The sequence below is a fragment of the Hymenobacter telluris genome (assembly GCF_017313265.1).
In the GTDB taxonomy this organism is placed as follows: Bacteria; Bacteroidota; Bacteroidia; order Cytophagales; family Hymenobacteraceae; genus Hymenobacter; species Hymenobacter telluris.
Window position 1 is genome coordinate 103493 of the sequence record NZ_JAFLQZ010000011.1, and the last position, 16159, is coordinate 119651.

Consider the following 16159-nt stretch of genomic DNA (forward strand, 5'->3'; position numbering starts at 1 on the left):
CTAGTTTTCTGGAAGTGGCACAATCCTTGAAAACAGGAGAAGCACAGGGGCAAACGGATTGCTCCTGGCAACCTACTACTGCCATGAAAAAGGCGCTACTCTTCTGCTTCGGTCTGCTTTTGCTGGCGGCAGCACAACTTCAGGCCGCTCCGGCCAACGTGAATTTCACTTCCGAGCGTGGCACCCCGTTCAACCTTCGCTTTGATGGCCGCGCCCTCACCCGGGGCGGCGCCCGTCAGGTTCACATCGACCGGATTGTGCCGGGCGTACACTGGGTGGATTTTGCCATTCCGGTTGGGTACGGCCGCTCCATCAACTACCGCACTCGGGTGTTCTTGGATTCGGGTTTGGAAACCAGCTACGTGCTGCTCACCCGGCCGGGCTTCGCGCCCGAGCTACGCAAAGTGGCGGCTGTACCGCTGCGGGGCTACGGTCCGCCACCGCGCGGCGGGCAGGGTGGCTACCCAAACAGCAACGACGACTATTACTACGAGGATGGCGACGTGCACCGCAATCAGCCCACCGAGCCGGGTGATGACACCGACAGCCGTGGCAACTACCCTGGTGGTGGTAATAACGGCGGCAACTACCCCAACAGCAACAGCTATCCTAACGGTGGTTACAACAACGGCAATGCCTATCCGGGCAGTGGCGTAAGCTACAACCGCGTACTATCGGCGCAGGATGTGGATGGGCTGGTAGCGGCCATGCATCGGCAGTCGTTTGATAAGGACCGGATGCCGATGGCCCAGCAGGCGCTAAGCGAAAGTGCTATCCGGGCCGAAGACCTGACCCGGTTGATGAAGGAGCTAAGCTTCGAGAGTGCGAAAATGGATCTGGCCAAGTATGGCGCGGCCCGCGTAGCCGACCGCCAGAACCTATACCGCCTCAACGACGGATTCACGTTTTCGGCTTCAGCGCGGGAATTTCAGGAGTACCTCGCGCAACAGCGCTAAAGAGGTAGTAGGTAATAGGTAGTTGGTAGTGAGATTAAAACACAGCGTAAAACAGAAGCGCCGCCTGGTTCTACCAAGCGGCGCTTCTGTTTGATACGCACAATTTCTGTCTCAATACCAACTACTTACTGCCAACTGCCTCCTACCGCAACCGGTCCATGCTGCGGACTAGCTGCTCGTCGCGGCGGATGAAGCGGTTGGCCAGTACGTTCAGCAACAGCGCCAGCGTAGGCAGATAGAAGCCGGCCTGGTAGTCGCCTAGTATCTTCACGTTCAGCATCTGCTCGCCGAGGTTCGAGAAGTAGAAACCGGCGCCAATGGTGCACAGAATCAGCAACAGGTTGAGCATACCCAGCTTGAGCTGCAAAAAACGGTTCCGGAACTGGAAGATTTCGAACAGGGCCAGGGCCGCCGAGGCTGCCGCAAAAGCCGCAATCAGCCACACGTTGCCGGGAGCGGCTAAGCCGGCACCAGCTTTATTGTAGGCAAAGCCGGTGGCCGTTAAAGTCAGCTCCTGGCCGGTTGCGGGGTCAGCTTTGTGCCAGACGGGAAGGAAAACCACGGCAATCATGCAGAGAGCCAGTAAAAGCAGGAATACGCTTTGGATTCTTTGTATCATCTTTGTGTTCAAGTAATGATGGCGCCTGGCGGGGAAGCCGGGCCGGCAAAAGTAGCCAACATCAACTGGAAAAACGCATTCAAATCAGACAATGCCCACTGCTTATATAGTTGACGCCGTTCGGACCCCCATCGGCAAATTTGGGGGTGCCCTCCACAGCGTCCGTCCCGATGACCTAGCTGCGCACGTACTGCGCGAACTAATGCGCCGCAACCCGAATGTGGATAAGGCAGCAATTGAAGATGTAATACTAGGCGCCGCCAACCAGGCCGGCGAAGACAACCGCAACGTAGCCCGCATGGCCGCGCTACTGGCCGGCTTGCCCATTACGGTGCCCGGCGTAACCGTGAACCGCCTGTGTGCCTCGGGCTTACAGAGCATTACCGATGCTTCCCGCGCCGTAATGGCCGGCGAAGGCGACGTGTACTTGGCGGGCGGTTCGGAGAGCATGACCCGTGCGCCGTTTGTAATGGCGAAGTCGGAAACGGCTTTCGGGCGCGAGCTGACGGCCCACGATACCACCCTGGGCTGGCGTTTCACCAACCCCAAGCTTAGCAAGATGCACCACCCGTACGCTATGGGCGAAACCGCCGAAAACGTAGCGCGCAAATACGGCATCACCCGGCTCGAGCAAGACGAGTTTGCGTTTGAGTCGCAGCGCCGCTACCACCGCGCCGCCGAGAAGGGCCGGTTCCGCAAGGAAATCGTGCCGGTATTTGTGGCCGCTCCGAAAGGAGATGCCGCGCTGTTTGACACCGACGAGCCGCCGCGCCTGAGCACCATCGAGAAGCTGGGTACCTTGAAGCCCGCTTTCCAACCCGTGGATGGCACCGTAACGGCCGGCAACTCGGCGGGTATCAACGACGGCGCCGCTGCTGTAATGGTAGCCAGCGAAGAGGCCGTGAAACGCTTCAACCTGAAGCCGCTGGCCCGAGTGGTCGGCTCGGCCTTTGCGGGCGTTGATCCGGCGTACATGGGCCTGGGGCCGGTGCCCGCCACCCAAAAGGTGCTGCAACGCACCGGCCTGACGTTGAACGACATTGGCCTGATTGAGCTGAACGAAGCATTTGCCGCGCAAAGCATTGCCTGCATCCGGGACCTGGGTTTGAACCCGGAAATTGTAAACGTGAACGGGGGCGCTATTGCCATCGGGCACCCGCTGGGTACCAGTGGCTCGCGCCTCACGGCCACATTGTTGCACGAAATGCAGCGCCGCCAGGATGTCAAGTATGGCCTCGTGACGATGTGCGTAGGTGTGGGCCAGGGCGCGGCCATCGTCTACGAAAAAGTATAGTTGGTTTATAGGTGTTGGTTTTTGGTTTTTTGATCAAGATAACGAGCCGGCCTGTTAGACTAGTTAAAAACCAACACCTATAAACCAAAAACCAATCAATGACCGACCCGCTGCTTGCGCCTACGCTGGAGCTGCCGCAACCAGGAGCCCGGCTGCGGCCCTGGTCGTTTGCTGATGCCGCGGCGCTGGTAGAATACGCCAACGACCCGCGCATTGCCGAAAATCTGCGCGACACGTTTCCGTACCCGTACACCCAGCAGGACGCCGAGTTTTACCTGTGCCTGATGGCCGACCAGCAGCGCGACCTGCATTTGGCGTTTGAGGTAGGTGGCGTGGCCGTGGGCAGCGTGGGGGTGCACTTCAAAACCGACGTGCGCCGCCGCTCCGCCGAAATCGGCTACTGGCTGGGGCAGCCTTACTGGGGGCAAGGCCTGGCCACCGTCGCCGTGCAGTGCGTAGCCGACTATGTATTCGCGCATTTCGACGTGTGCCGGCTCTACGCCGTGGTGTTTGAAACTAACCTTGCTTCAGCGAGGGTGCTGGAAAAGGCTGGGTTTGAACTGGAAGCCGTACTGCGCAAAAGCATCATCAAGAACAACCAGATGCTCGATTCACGGCTGTACGCTAAGGTGAATTAAGAATTAAGAATTAAGAATTAAGAATTAAGAATTAAGAATTAAGAATTAAGAATTAAGAATTAAGAATTAAGAATGCGCTTTTCTGAGAGCATGTTGAATGATAGAACGATAGTTGAACGGCCAATTTTTAATTCTTAATTCATAATTTTTAATTCCTTTCCTTGCGCTACTTCCTTCATTTAGCCTACGATGGCACCCGCTACCACGGCTGGCAGGTGCAGCCCAACACGCTCACGGTGCAGCAGGAGCTAGACCGGTGCCTCTCGCAGGTACTGCGGCAGCCGGTGTACTCGCTGGGCAGTGGCCGTACTGATACGGGCGTGCACGCCAGCCACCAGGTAGCGCACTTCGAGGCCGACTTTCCGGCAACGCTGGACCTGGAAACGGCGCTGTACCGCTTCAACCGGGCCTTCCCGCCCGACATTGCCGCCTACGCCCTGCATCCGGTGCCCGATAACGCCCACGCTCGGTTCTCGGCCGATGCCCGCACCTACGAATACTACGTGCGCCTCGTACCCGACCCATTTAGCGTGGGGCGGGCCCTGTACCTGGACCGTGCGCCGGACGTGGCCGCTATGAATGAAGCTGCCGCTACCCTGCTCGGCTCCCGCGACTTCACGGCCTTCTCGAAAGTGAAAGGCGGCGAGAACCACTACGTCTGCGTGGTGTACGAGGCCGGCTGGCACGTCATGCCCGGCGGACTGATGTTCCGGATTCGGGCCAACCGGTTTGTGCGCGGCATGGTGCGGCTGGTGGTGGGTACGCTGCTGACGGTAGGCCGGGGCAAAATTACGCCCGCCCAGTTTCAGCAGATTCTGCACGCTCAGCGCCGGGTAGATGCCAGTGGCGCGGCCCCGGCCCAAGGCCTCTACCTAAGCCGCGTGGAGTATACACCCGACGTGGTGCCGCCCGAGCTACTGCCGCCGGGTTTGCCGTACTTTGTAGGACGTTAGTGCAAGTCGATAAGTGTGAACGTCATGCTTCTACAAGCTCAGCATGACGACCTAAAAAATCTACTGCAACTTCCGGTCGGCACGCCCGGTTATTAGTGCTTACTACCTCTCTATTTTGGAACCAACTACCGCTTCTGCCAAATCCGGCAATATCTTCGACTGGCAGGTGCTGCGCCGGCTGATGGTGTACGTGCGGCCGTATCGGCGCATTTTCTACCTGCTGGTCTTTCTGACGCTGGCGGCGGCGGTGCTCGGCACGCTGCGGCCGTTTCTCATCCAGCGCATGGTGGATGTAACCATCGAGGAAAACGACTGGCTCGGGCTCAACAAGATGTTTGGGCTGCTGCTCGTGCTGCTGGTGGCCAACTCTTTTGTGAGCTACCTGCAAACCTACTTCGGGGGCTGGCTGGGCCAGTACATCGTGCGTGATATTCGGGTGGATTTGTACAAGCACATCCTCAACCTGCGCCTCAAGTTCTTCGACCGGACCCCCATCGGCGTACTCACCACCCGCAACATCTCCGACGTGGAAACCCTCTCCGACGTGTTCAGTGAGGGGCTGGCGGCTATGCTGGGCGACATTTTGCAGCTGGTGTTCATCATGGGCTTCATGTTCTACATCGACTGGCGGCTGACGCTGGTGAGCTTGTCGGTGATTCCGCCGCTGCTGTTCAGCACCTATGTGTTTAAGGAGAAGGTGAAGAAGTCGTTTCAGGAGGTGCGCACGGCCGTGGCCAGCCTCAACGCCTTCGTGCAGGAACACCTGACCGGCATGAACGTGGTGCAGATTTTCAACAACGAGGAGCGCGAGTACCGCAAGTTCCAGGCCCTGAACCAGGAGCACACCCGCGCCAACATCCGGTCGGTGCTGTACTACTCCATCTACTTCCCGGTGGCCGAAGTGCTGGGCGCGGTAGGGGTAGGGCTTCTGGTGTGGTACGCCGCGCAGGGCCAGATTGAGGGCACGATTTCCAAGGGCGCCCTCATTGCTTTTATCATGTACAATGCGTTGTTCTTTCGACCCATCCGGCAGATAGCCGACCGGTTCAATACCCTGCAATTAGGCCTAGTGAGCACCGAGCGGCTACTCAAACTACTCGACAGCCAGGACTTCATTCCCAACAACGGCACGCTGGCCCCGGCCACGTTGCGCGGTGAGGTGGAGTTCGAGAAGGTGTGGTTTGCGTACAACGAGGAAGAGTACGTGCTGCGCGACATCAGCTTCAAGGTGGAGCCCGGCCAGACCATAGCGTTTGTGGGAGCCACCGGGGCCGGCAAAACCAGCATCATCAACCTGCTCAGCCGCTTCTACGACATCAACAAAGGCCACATCAAGGTAGATGGCCACGACTTGCAGGACTACGACCTGAGTGCGCTGCGCCGCCATATTGGAGTGGTGTTGCAGGATGTGTTCCTATTTGCGGGCACCATCCGCGACAATATCACGCTGGGCAGCCAGGACATCACCGATGAGCAGATTTGGGAAGCCGCCGACCTAGTGGGCGCCCGCCGTTTCATCGAGCGGCTGCCCGGCTCCCTCGATTACCCGGTAATGGAGCGCGGTGCCACGCTTTCGGTGGGGCAGCGGCAGCTCATTAGCTTTGTGCGGGCCATGGTGTACCAGCCCACGATTATCGTGCTCGACGAAGCCACCTCGTCAGTTGACTCGGAAACCGAGGAGCTGATTCAGGCGGCCATCGAGAAGCTGATGCAGGGCCGCACCTCGCTGGTTATTGCCCACCGCCTGAGCACCATCCAGAAAGCCGACCGTATCATTGTGATGGACCGCGGCGAAATCAAGGAGTCGGGCCGCCACGAGGAACTGCTGCGCCAGAGTGGCTACTATGCCCAGCTCTATCAGATGCAATACCGCGACGTGCTGAAGGCATAAGTAAGGATGATTGGATGAGGGAATGAAAGGATGACTGGATGAAGACGAATTAGATTTATGTCTCTTCTCTTTCTAGCCGCTATCCTTTCGTTTCCTCATCCAATCATCATTTCATTCAATCATTTCTTTAAGAATGAACCGTATTTTCCTTATTCTTTCCCTGCTGCTCATCGTAGCAGTTGGCGTAGCGTACTACGTGCTGGGTGGCTTCAAAACGGCCGAAGTAAAGCTGGAAACCACCGCGCAACCCGTATTCGTGGCCGGCAAATACTTTGAAGGTCCGGCCAGCAGCGAGGCCTTTGGCGACCTGACGCGCGAGGCCTACGAAATCCGCACCTCGGGTAAGCTCAATGGTACCTTCGGCAACATCTTCTACAACGACCCCGCCACGTCCAGCGAAGCCGCCGAGGTGTTTGTGGGGCTGATTGTGGACGATACTACCTCCCAGAAGCTGCCAGCTGGCTACCGGTACCGGGTATTCCCAGCGGGGCAGCGGGTGTTGCATTCCACCATCGAAGCCAGTTACCTGGTAGCTCCCGGCAAACTCTACACCGGCGTCAAGTCAACGGCCCAGGCGCAAAGCCTCACCTTGCAGAACATCTACCTGGAACGGTTTCCGACCACCGGCCCCGTGGAAGTATGGGCCGTAGTGAAATAGATTCACCTAAGCCTGACATGAAACGAGTTCCTTCGCACAGTGCGAAGGAACTCGTTTATTTGCATATCGAGCCTGTTAGTTGCCTAAGTGGAATGATGCACCGATAGCCAAGTTCTGAAGGCCAAAATTAGCCCCAAAGTCGCTGCTACTGCCCTCTGAGCTGCCGGGTTGAAGCTGCCCGTTCTGCTGCTTGTTCTTCAATTTTGAGTACACCAGATTGCCTAGCGTGAGCTCTATCCCTATTTTCTTGGTAGGAAAATATACGAAGCCGGGAGTCAGGTTGCCGTAGCCGCCGGTTGCTTTATTCTCATAAGAATAGCTCTGCGTGCCATTCTGGCCCCTGGTGTCACTGCTATTTTTGTTTGTCTGGCGTTGGTAGCCGCCGGAAAGCTGCCCGTAGAAGCCCAGATTCTCCATTATCATGGTGTAGTACCGTACAAACGGACCTACAGACACCGTTGTGTTGCGGTACGTATACTTGTTTACAAATTCACTGCTGCCGCTGAAGCTCTCTGTTCGATTGTCGGTACGCTTAGAGGTAGATGTGACACCCACAACCCCTACCGCCAGCCTGTCGGCAACAAAGAAGCCAAGCTGAGGCGCGAAGTTGAAGCCCGACTGCTTGGCTTCCTGCTTGATAGTAGTTGGTGGTAGTCCGGCATTTGTCGTGTTGGATTCACTTTCCGATTGAGCGTAATTCACCTGCCCGCTTATAAGCAACTTGCCGGCTTCTGTTTGTGCTTGGGCGGCGCCAATAGTTAAGCTTAGTGCTAGCGCACTTACAATTGTTTTTTGGGTTCTCATAAGACTGGAATAGATAAAAGAAGGAGGAAAAGTACGCCTCCAACGCGCTATTCGGCAGGATTATTTAGAGTAGCTGGATTTATATATTTTATTAAAAACAGGCCTGCGCGCGCAATAAAAGCCAAGCACTATAGTAGCTAGGTAATTGGAAGCAGCATGTGGGAAACGTCCACTTACGCTAGCAGGTAATCTTGGGCGGTTTGCTGGCAGCGGATGGAAGTAATTTGCAATCCTAGCAGGTGCGGGCTCCGAAACTGCTCGTACAAATCAGTGAATACCTCATTCAGCTCTGGGGTTTCGCTCAGGCGGTGGTGGCACACCTGATGCGTGTTTACCACGTGGCCGTCTTGAAATTCAGCTAGCGTGAGTTGGTAGCAAACTGTATACTGGGGTTCCTTTTTCATAGTCGTTGGAAGAAAGGACAGAGACAGAATAGAATTGTAAAGCTAATATATTTAGTATTAAATCCACTATATTTAGTAGAAAAAAGAATTGTTCTGAGTACCTGTGGCACGTGTGGCGCAATAAAAAACGCTGACCCAAGGGCCAGCGTTTTTCGCTTTTGGTATCGTCAGGAACCAACTTTTACTCTACTACAAGCCGCTTGATGAGGACGCCTTCGGTGGTAGTTAAGTGCAGCGAATACACTCCGCGTGGTAGAGTAGCCACCTCAAAAGAGGTTTTTACGCCACCCGCAGCTGCTGCCAGCGTGCGTTGCATTACCTGCTGACCGAGCGTATTGTAAAGCGTAGTGCTTACAGTTTTGCGGGTGAGCGAAGCCGGTATATCCAGCCAGAACACCTGTTGTGCCGGGTTGGGGTACAGGCCAATCAGCTTGGCCAGTGCCACTTGGCGGGTGGAAGCCACCAGCGTTGAGAAGGCAACGTTGGCCGTGGGCACCGACGTGGTGCCGCCAGTGCAGTTGCTGGTTACCCGCACGGTGTAGGCCGTATTGGCAAGCAAGCCGCTTAGTACCACCGGCGAAGCAGTTGGAGCAGGCGTTACGGTTTGCGCCGTGCCGTTCTGCGGCGTGTAGGTGACGGTGTAGCTGGTGTTGCCGGCACCCGGTGTGAAGCTCACGCTGGCCGAGGTTGCCGTGATGCTGCTAACCGCCACGTTCGTTACCGGTGGGCAAACCGGCAAGGCCAGCGTGGTGAACGTGGTAGTAGCTGCCGCAGAAGTCTGCCCGGCGCCACAGTTGCTTACTATACTCACCGTGTATAGAGTGGCCGGAGTAAGACCCGCCAGCGCTACCGGTGAACTGGTTGGAGCGGGCGTTACGGTGGTGGCTGTACCGCCCTGCGGCGTGTACGTGACGGTATAGCTAGTGCCGGCACTGGCCGGGGTGAACGTCAAACTGGCCGACGTAGTGGTAATGGCCGTGGCCGTGAGGTTGGTAACGGGGTTACAGGGCGGTAGCGCCAGCGTGGTGAAGGAAACGGTGGCGGCTGGCGAGGTCTGGCCCGGTGCGCAGCTTGATACAATGCTGACGGTGTACGTAGTGGCTGGCGTAAGGCCCGTAAGCACGACGGGTGAAGCCGTGGGGTTGGGCGTTACCGTTTGGGCGGTGCCACCTTGGGCGGTGTACGTAACGGTGTAGCTGGTGCCATTGCCTACTCCAAACGAAATGCTGGCCGAGGTAGTGGTGATGTTGCTGGCCGCCAGGTTCACTGGCGGCAGGCAAGCCGTGGTGGTAAACGTGGTAGTGGCCGGGGCCGAGGTTTCGCCAGGGGCGCAGTTGCTCACAACACTCACCGTGTACGTAGTGCCAGGAGTGAGGCCAGATAAGGTTACCGGTGAGGCAGTAGGCGCTGGGGTAACCGTAGTGGCCGTGCCCCCCTGCGGCGTGTACGTGACGGTGTAGCTGGTGCCTGCCGTTGGGGGCGTAAAGGCAACGCTGGCCGTGGTAGTGGTAATGGCCGTAACAGTTAGGTTGGTGGGGGCCGGGCACGGTGGGTCCGTCACGGCGCACAAGGTAAACTGGCCGGGCGTGCCGCCGCCAATCTGCCAGGCGCGGGCATAAATGGTGCTGCCCGGCGTGAGGTTCGTGGCGCGCACCTGCGAGAAATTACCAGTGCCGAAGTTGTCGTTGCAGCCCACCGAAGTCAGGGCGCCGCAAGTGCCCGAGTACAGCTGCAAGCCCGTGTCCGTAACCGAACTGCCAGTAACGGCCCCAGTGCTTACCTGCACCACACCGTTGGCGGGCACCACCAGCGTAAACCATACGTCATTCACTACGCCATTGCCGCAGGTGGGGGCCGGTACCGGAGTTGCTGAGGCCGTAGCGCCCACCGTGGTGCTAGTAACCGGCGCGCAGGTGGTGCTTACCGTAAGAGCGGTAGCGCCCGCGCAGTCGTCGTTGGCGGGAGCGGGGGCCAACGTAGTGAAGGTAAGCGCCAGCGGCAAGCCCTGCCCCGCCGTGCAGTTCGACTGAATGGTGACGGTATATACCGTGCTGGGCGTCAGGCCAGTAAAGTTGACAGGCGAGGTAGTGGAATTTGGCGTTACCACCGAAACCGTGCCGCCCTGCGCCGTGTACGTGACGGTGTAGCTGGAAACCGAAGTGCCCGCCACCGGCGTGAAAGCCAACGACGCCGAAGTGCTGGTAACGTTGTTGATGGCTACGTTGGTAACGTTCGGGCAGACCACATCCGTCTGGGCGCAGATGGTGAAAGCCCCACCCGCAAACTGCCCGAACGGCCACACCCGCGCATACACCGTGCTGCCCGGCGTCAGGCCGGTACGCCGCAACAACGAGAAGTTGCCGTTGGGCGAACTGTCATCGTCGCAGCCCAGCAGCGTGAGGGTGCCGCAGCTGCCTGAGTATAAAGCCAGGCCGGTATCCGTGAGCGGGCTGCCCGTAGCGGGGCCGGTTTCAACTTGCAGAGTGCCGCTGGCTGGTACCACTATGCTGTACCACACGTCACTGGAGTTGTTGAAGCCAGCGCAGCCCGGTGCAGGAACCCCCGCCGACGTGGTAGCTCCAAGGGTGTTACCCGTAACCAACGCCCCGCAGGTGCCAATTCCTACACTACTAATAGGAGTGGACCCCGCGCAGTTATCATTGGCCGGAGCCGCCGAGGAGGCAGTAAACGTGCGGGTCAGAACCGAGCCCACGCCAGCCGGACACACACTTTGCAGCGTAACAGTGTACGTAACCCCCGAAGTCAGCCCCGACAGCGTAACCGGCGAGCCAGTGGCGGTGAGGGTGGTAGTAGGCCCGCCGCCCTGCGGCGTGAAGGTTACATTGTAGCTGGTGGCGTTGCCGCTGGGCGTAAACGAGAGACTGGCCGACGTGGTAGAAAGACCCGCAATGGCAAGGTTGGTCGGGTCGGGGCAGGCAGCGGCACCGGTTACGCAAATCGTAAACGGCCCCCGAATGCTGTTGTCGTTCTGGCCGGCTACCATTACGTAATACGTGGTATTGGGCGTGAGCGTGGTGGCGCTCAGAGGCAAAGCCGGGCCGTTGGCACTCTGCGAGCAGCCAATCTGGGTGAGAGCCCCACTGCACGAAGCGCCCGAAAATAACCGCACCTGGCCGGCGGCGGCTCCCGCCACGGTAATGGTGGCGCTGGTGCTGGCGCCACCCGTGGCCGGCGTCGTGAACTGATACCACACATCCAGCGGGCTACTGTCGAGGGCGCAGCCAGGGTTGCTGTAGCCGTTGGGTGTGGTGTTGCTGGCCCCGAAGGTGGTGCCGTTGGTGGGAGTGCACGCACTGGTAATAGGCAGTGTAATGGCGCCGCAAGGGTCGTCGTTGAGCAGTGGTACCGTAAAGCTGAAAAACGGCGACTGAAGCGTAGTCCCGCCGCATTCCGTCCGCACCGACACAAAATACGTGGTGCCCGGCGTCAGGCCCGCAAACAGGGTAGGTGAAGTGGCATTCGGAATGGTTTGGGTGCCACCCGCACCACCGTTCAGCGTGGCCGTGAACGTGGTATTGCCCGGCCCCGCCGTAAACGACACTGCCGCCGAGGTACCCGTTGGGAACGTTACGCCCAGGATGGCCGGAGCACCGCAGGCCGGCGGATCGGTGATGCAGATAGTAAACTGGCCCTGCGCATCATTAGAGGAATAGCCGGCCACTTGCACATAATACGTGGTGCTGGGCTGCAAGGCCCCCGTAACCAGGCGCGGCGCCGCCGTATTGTTGGCGTTGGAAGAAGTACAGCTGATTTGAGTGAATACTCCCGTGCACGAGGGCGCCGAAAACAGCCGCAGCAACCCCGCCGGATTGCCCGTTACGGTAATGGTAGCCCCCGCGCTGGCGCTGCCGGTAGCTGCCGTTGTGAAGCTATACCATACATCCTTGGGCGCGGTGTTATTGAATGCGCCGCAGGTGTTGGCAATGGTGCCATTCACGGTGGTAGTGGTGGCTCCAGCGTTGGTGCCCACTGTGGGTACCGTGCACAGGCTGCCGTTGAGCGTGAGTGGTACCGCACCGCAGGGGTTGTCGTTGGCTGGCGCCTGCGCGTAAGTGGTCAGGCTAATAAACAAACTGGCCAGCAGCCAACAGATTGCCCAAGCCGTTCGGTGGATTGAAGTTGTGTTGCTTGCCCATTGCTGCAATAACCAGGCAAGCCGCCTCGTGAAAGGTAGAAGTGTAAGCATGCGGTAATAGGTTGGAAAAGGAAGGAATGGATGGATAGGTGCCTGCTACGAAAGCAGTGCAGGACAATGTAAAAATTAAATTATAATAATTTGCTATATAACATATGCCAGTGTGCTGCTCTCGGGGTCAAGGCGTTAAATACTAGATTTACAGTGAGTTATCTAGTAATGTTGCTTCCGTATTTTCAAGATAGTACCTACCGCAATACCTTGTCACTTCAGGCGCGCAGCTGGAAAGCTGGGAACAAGGCCGCCGGTCCGCCCGTTGAATAATAGGCCCCGTTACATCATTTTGCCCGGCCTAATTTGCTTATGCCTCGTTCTATTTCCCTGCTTATATTGTCGCAGTGGCGCCTTGCATGGGTGCTGGCGGCTCTGCTGTGGGCGGTAGAACTGAGGCCGTCAGCTGCGGTAACACAACCTGTTGCGGGCGGTACTTTCCTGCACGTAGGTAGCAGCCACCCCCACAATCCCCGAATAGCGCTACTGCCCGAGCAAAGCACTTTCAACCGGGAGGCCGTTGCTCCTTTGGGGGCGGATACCGGTAGCTGGCTGCCACTTGGAACGGCCTTGCTGCCAAGCCTGAACTGGGAACTTCCTAAGTTGCTTGTGTGGCCCACGCACCGGCGTGCGCGCTGCGGAACGCTGCCAGCTATATGCCGGCAGCGGTTGCTGCTAATTTCCGTACTACCGAATGCTCCTTAGCTATTCGGTTTGAACGTGCATTATGCGCCATAGCCAATGCCATAATGCGCCCATGTCGGATAGTGGCGTATTTCCTTGCTAACCTGCTGCTTGCTGCCTTTTGCCGCCGTGCCACTAGCGCAGCCAGAAAATACTTGCGCAAGCAGCAAACCTACTGTATTCATGCTTCTTCAACAGTCTATGCTTCAGCGCCTACGAGAGTTGACCCGTACAAGCACCTTGCTTTCTTCCCCACTACCAACCGCTGCTGTTGCCGCCGCGGTAGATGCCCCGGCGCAGTCCAATGACCGAGAATTGGGCCGCTATTTCCGGCAGGCCATTTTTATTATTCTAGGCATTCTGTCGGCAGCGCTAGGCTTGAAAGGCTTCCTGCTACCCAACGAGTTTATCGATGGGGGAGTAACGGGTATCTCGCTGCTTACCAGTCAGCTAACGGGTATTTCGCTGTCGTTGCTGATTGTGGTTATCAACATCCCGTTTGTGGTGCTGGGCTACTATCAAATGGGACGCGGCTTCGCTCTCAAAACCCTGATTGCTATTATCGGGCTGGCACTTACCCTGTTGGTGGTTTCGTTCCCAACCCTCACCCAGGATAAGCTGCTGATTGCCGTTTTCGGCGGGTTCTTCCTTGGCGCCGGTATCGGCCTAACGGTGCGCGGCGGCGCGGTGCTCGACGGTACGGAGGTGCTGGCCGTGTACTTGAGCAAAAAAACTGCCCTTTCCGTCGGCGACGTTATTCTGCTCATCAACCTAGTGATTTTCGGGGCGGCGGCTTACTTGCTGTCTATCGAAACGGCGTTGTACTCCATTCTGGCCTACCTGTCGGCGGCTAAAACTATCGACTTCATCATCGAAGGCATTGAAGAGTACACCGGCGTTACCATCGTGTCGGCGCAGAGCGAGCTAATCCGGCAGATGCTCACCGAAAAGCTCGGGCGCGGTGCCACCGTGTACGCGGGCAAGCGCGGGTACGGCTCCCACGGCCACCAGCGCGCCGCCATCGACATTATTTTCACCGTGACTACCCGCCTGGAAGTCACACAGTTGAAAACCGAAATCGAAAAGATTGACCCCCAGGCCTTTGTGGTTATGCACAGTGTGCGCGAAACCAAAGGCGGTATGGTGAAAAAACGGCCCCTGCACTAACTGCACCCCTTGGCTGCATAATGCTGCAACTCTGATAAGCTGTTTCAGTGAAGTAATTCGCTGGGGCAGCTTATTTTTCTATGCCCCATCTTGCCACTAAAGCATTCAGGCTCCGGCAACAGGCTAAGTCGGAGCCACTTCAGTAGCTTCGCTAGTCTATGCACAACATCGAACTCATCATTGCCCTGCTGGCAGTAGTCACCATTCTGGCCGAGGTAGCCGACCGGCTGCGGCTGCCGTACCCGGTGCTGCTGGTGCTGGTGGGTATGGGGCTCGGGCTGGCTCCCGGCCTGCCTCGCGTGGCCCTGGCCCCCGACCTCGTGTTCCTGATTTTCCTGCCGCCACTGTTGTATTCGGCCGCGTGGGGCACTTCCTGGCCCGACTTCAAAGCGGCCCGGCGCCCTATTGGCCTGCTGGCTTTGGGGTGCGTGCTGTTCACCACCTGCTTGGTAGCAGTGGTGGCCCACGCCCTGATACCGGGTTTCAGTTGGCCGGTGGCGTTTCTGCTGGGGGCCATTATCTCGCCGCCCGATGCCGTAGCTGCCACCAGTGCCACCAAGGGGCTGGGGTTGCCGCGCCGGGTGGTTACTATTCTGGAAGGGGAGAGCCTTGTCAATGATGCTTCGGGGCTGATTGCCTACCGCTACGCACTAGTGGCGGTGCTCACCGGAAACTTTGTGCTGTGGCAGGCGGGCCTGCAAATGGTGTGGGCGGCTGCGGCCGGAGCAGCTATTGGGCTGGCCGTTGGTTGGCTGGTGTTTCGGGTGCATCTGCTCACCCGCAATGCCATCGTCGATACCAGCCTAACCTTCCTGACGCCCTATCTGGCCTACCTAACAGCCGAAGAAATCCATGTGTCTGGCGTGCTGGCTGTGGTGGCGGCGGGGCTGTTTCTCACGCGGCGGTCGGCCCTCATCTTCGAGCACCAGTCCCGGCTGCAAACCTACGCCGTCTGGAATACCATTGTGTTGTTGCTCAATGGCTTGGTCTTTATTCTGATTGGTTTAGAACTGCCCGTTATCCTGGCCGATACCGATAGGCAGTCGTTGTGGATGGCCCTCGGCTACAGCTTGGTTATTAGCCTGACCGTCATAATCGGCCGGCTGCTGTGGGTGTATCCGGGTACGTATCTGCCGCGCTGGCTAAGCGGCAGCATTCGGGAGCGGGAGCCTGCGCCTGCGTTGCCGCTGGTTACGGTAATTGCTTGGACCGGAATGCGCGGCGTGGTGTCGTTGGCGGCGGCGCTGGCCCTGCCGCTCACGCTCAGCCCCGGCGTCCCGTTTCCACACCGCAACCTGATTCTGTTCATCACCTTCGTCGTGATTTTCTGCACGCTGGTAGGGCAGGCCTTAAGTTTAGCCCCCCTGATCCGCTGGCTTGGCATTGCACCCGACAACAGCCTGGAGCACGAAGAAGTGGAAGTGCGGATGCTGCTAGCCACCCAAACCGCCGCCTACCTGGCCAGCCCCGATGGCAGCCGCCAGGCCCCCGCCGACGTGCTAGCCCGCATGCGCACCCGCTACGAAATTCGGTTGGAGCGTTTGCGCAACCGGGCGTCAGGCGTGCGCGCCAGCCTCCTCGATGAAAAGCCGATTTCTCAGTTTCAGCAGTTGCAAGAAACCGTAATTCGGTTCGAGCGGCGGGTATTGGAGCAGCTGCGGCATGAAGAGAAAACCAGCGAAGAAGTGCTCCGCAAAATTGAGAACGAGCTAGACCTCGAAGAGTCACGGCTGGCCTCCGATAAGGCGTAGGTGCTGGTTGCTGTAGCTTAAAACGTATCCTGGCTTACAAGCTGAAGTCCTCGCCACAGTGGCAAGCCTAACTCAACTACAATCAGCGCAACTGTACTTCGCTTGCTGCCTGATATAAAGCAAAAACGCCAAC

General features: G+C 58.1%; 12 protein-coding genes. 8 read left to right on the top strand and 4 right to left on the bottom strand.

What is annotated here, in order from left to right:
* The first annotated feature begins 83 nt into the window (after positions 1-83).
* Positions 84-956 carry a DUF4476 domain-containing protein gene (locus tag J0X19_RS15980; RefSeq protein ID WP_206985426.1) on the top strand — a complete coding sequence of 291 codons (873 nt, stop codon included), beginning with the start codon at positions 84-86 and terminating at the stop codon, positions 954-956.
* A 142-nt stretch (positions 957-1098) separates the two neighbouring features.
* Here the strand turns inward: J0X19_RS15980 and J0X19_RS15985 are convergent, their stop codons facing one another.
* On the bottom strand, positions 1099-1575 hold the full coding sequence (locus J0X19_RS15985) for a DUF4293 domain-containing protein (RefSeq protein ID WP_206985427.1): 477 nt from the start codon (positions 1573-1575) through the stop codon (positions 1099-1101).
* Positions 1576-1666: 91 nt separating this feature from the next.
* Here J0X19_RS15985 and J0X19_RS15990 point away from each other — a divergent pair, with 91 nt between their 5' ends.
* The 5 genes from J0X19_RS15990 (at position 1667) to J0X19_RS16010 (ending at position 7009) form a co-directional block, all read left to right on the top strand.
* Complete coding sequence (locus J0X19_RS15990) at positions 1667-2869, top strand: thiolase family protein (RefSeq protein WP_206985428.1); 1203 nt, start codon at positions 1667-1669, stop codon at positions 2867-2869.
* Positions 2870-2967: 98 nt separating this feature from the next.
* Entirely contained in the window at positions 2968-3507 is a 540-nt protein-coding gene (locus tag J0X19_RS15995; RefSeq protein ID WP_206985429.1) for a GNAT family N-acetyltransferase, read from the top strand.
* 161 nt (positions 3508-3668) lie between these two features.
* A complete protein-coding gene (gene truA, locus J0X19_RS16000) occupies positions 3669-4460 on the top strand; it encodes a tRNA pseudouridine(38-40) synthase TruA (protein ID WP_206985430.1) in 792 nt (263 codons plus the stop codon).
* Positions 4461-4641: 181 nt separating this feature from the next.
* Positions 4642-6351 (top strand): ABC transporter ATP-binding protein, encoded by a 1710-nt coding sequence (locus J0X19_RS16005; protein WP_206985491.1) that lies wholly within the window; start codon positions 4642-4644, stop codon positions 6349-6351.
* 133 nt (positions 6352-6484) lie between these two features.
* Positions 6485-7009 (top strand): hypothetical protein, encoded by a 525-nt coding sequence (locus J0X19_RS16010; RefSeq protein WP_206985431.1) that lies wholly within the window; start codon positions 6485-6487, stop codon positions 7007-7009.
* Between the two features lie 75 nt (positions 7010-7084).
* Here J0X19_RS16010 and J0X19_RS16015 read toward each other — a convergent pair whose 3' ends face one another.
* The 3 genes from J0X19_RS16015 to J0X19_RS16025 form a co-directional block, all read right to left on the bottom strand.
* Entirely contained in the window at positions 7085-7813 is a 729-nt protein-coding gene (locus tag J0X19_RS16015; protein WP_206985432.1) for a hypothetical protein, read from the bottom strand.
* A gap of 173 nt (positions 7814-7986) precedes the next feature.
* Positions 7987-8217 carry a hypothetical protein gene (locus J0X19_RS16020; RefSeq protein ID WP_206985433.1) on the bottom strand — a complete coding sequence of 77 codons (231 nt, stop codon included), beginning with the start codon at positions 8215-8217 and terminating at the stop codon, positions 7987-7989.
* 181 nt (positions 8218-8398) lie between these two features.
* Complete coding sequence (locus J0X19_RS16025) at positions 8399-12310, bottom strand: fibronectin type III domain-containing protein (protein WP_206985434.1); 3912 nt, start codon at positions 12308-12310, stop codon at positions 8399-8401.
* 999 nt (positions 12311-13309) lie between these two features.
* Here J0X19_RS16025 and J0X19_RS16030 point away from each other — a divergent pair.
* Together J0X19_RS16030 and J0X19_RS16035 are read left to right on the top strand one after the other, a co-directional pair.
* Positions 13310-14275 carry a YitT family protein gene (locus tag J0X19_RS16030; protein WP_206985435.1) on the top strand — a complete coding sequence of 322 codons (966 nt, stop codon included), beginning with the start codon at positions 13310-13312 and terminating at the stop codon, positions 14273-14275.
* A 158-nt stretch (positions 14276-14433) separates the two neighbouring features.
* Positions 14434-16026, top strand: a complete 1593-nt coding sequence (locus tag J0X19_RS16035) for a Na+/H+ antiporter (protein ID WP_206985436.1) — start codon at positions 14434-14436, stop codon at positions 16024-16026.
* The last annotated feature ends 133 nt before the right edge of the window (positions 16027-16159 follow it).

Coding starts and splice junctions, on each gene's coding strand:
- J0X19_RS16030 (WP_206985435.1), top strand. CDS start 13,310: ATGCTTCAGCGCCTACGAGAGTTGACCCGTACAAGCACCTTGCTTTCT.
- J0X19_RS16010 (WP_206985431.1), top strand. CDS start 6,485: ATGAACCGTATTTTCCTTATTCTTTCCCTGCTGCTCATCGTAGCAGTT.
- J0X19_RS15985 (WP_206985427.1), bottom strand. CDS start 1,575: ATGATACAAAGAATCCAAAGCGTATTCCTGCTTTTACTGGCTCTCTGC.
- J0X19_RS16005 (WP_206985491.1), top strand. CDS start 4,642: ATGGTGTACGTGCGGCCGTATCGGCGCATTTTCTACCTGCTGGTCTTT.
- J0X19_RS15995 (WP_206985429.1), top strand. CDS start 2,968: ATGACCGACCCGCTGCTTGCGCCTACGCTGGAGCTGCCGCAACCAGGA.
- J0X19_RS15980 (WP_206985426.1), top strand. CDS start 84: ATGAAAAAGGCGCTACTCTTCTGCTTCGGTCTGCTTTTGCTGGCGGCA.
- J0X19_RS16035 (WP_206985436.1), top strand. CDS start 14,434: ATGCACAACATCGAACTCATCATTGCCCTGCTGGCAGTAGTCACCATT.
- J0X19_RS16020 (WP_206985433.1), bottom strand. CDS start 8,217: ATGAAAAAGGAACCCCAGTATACAGTTTGCTACCAACTCACGCTAGCT.
- J0X19_RS16015 (WP_206985432.1), bottom strand. CDS start 7,813: ATGAGAACCCAAAAAACAATTGTAAGTGCGCTAGCACTAAGCTTAACT.
- J0X19_RS15990 (WP_206985428.1), top strand. CDS start 1,667: ATGCCCACTGCTTATATAGTTGACGCCGTTCGGACCCCCATCGGCAAA.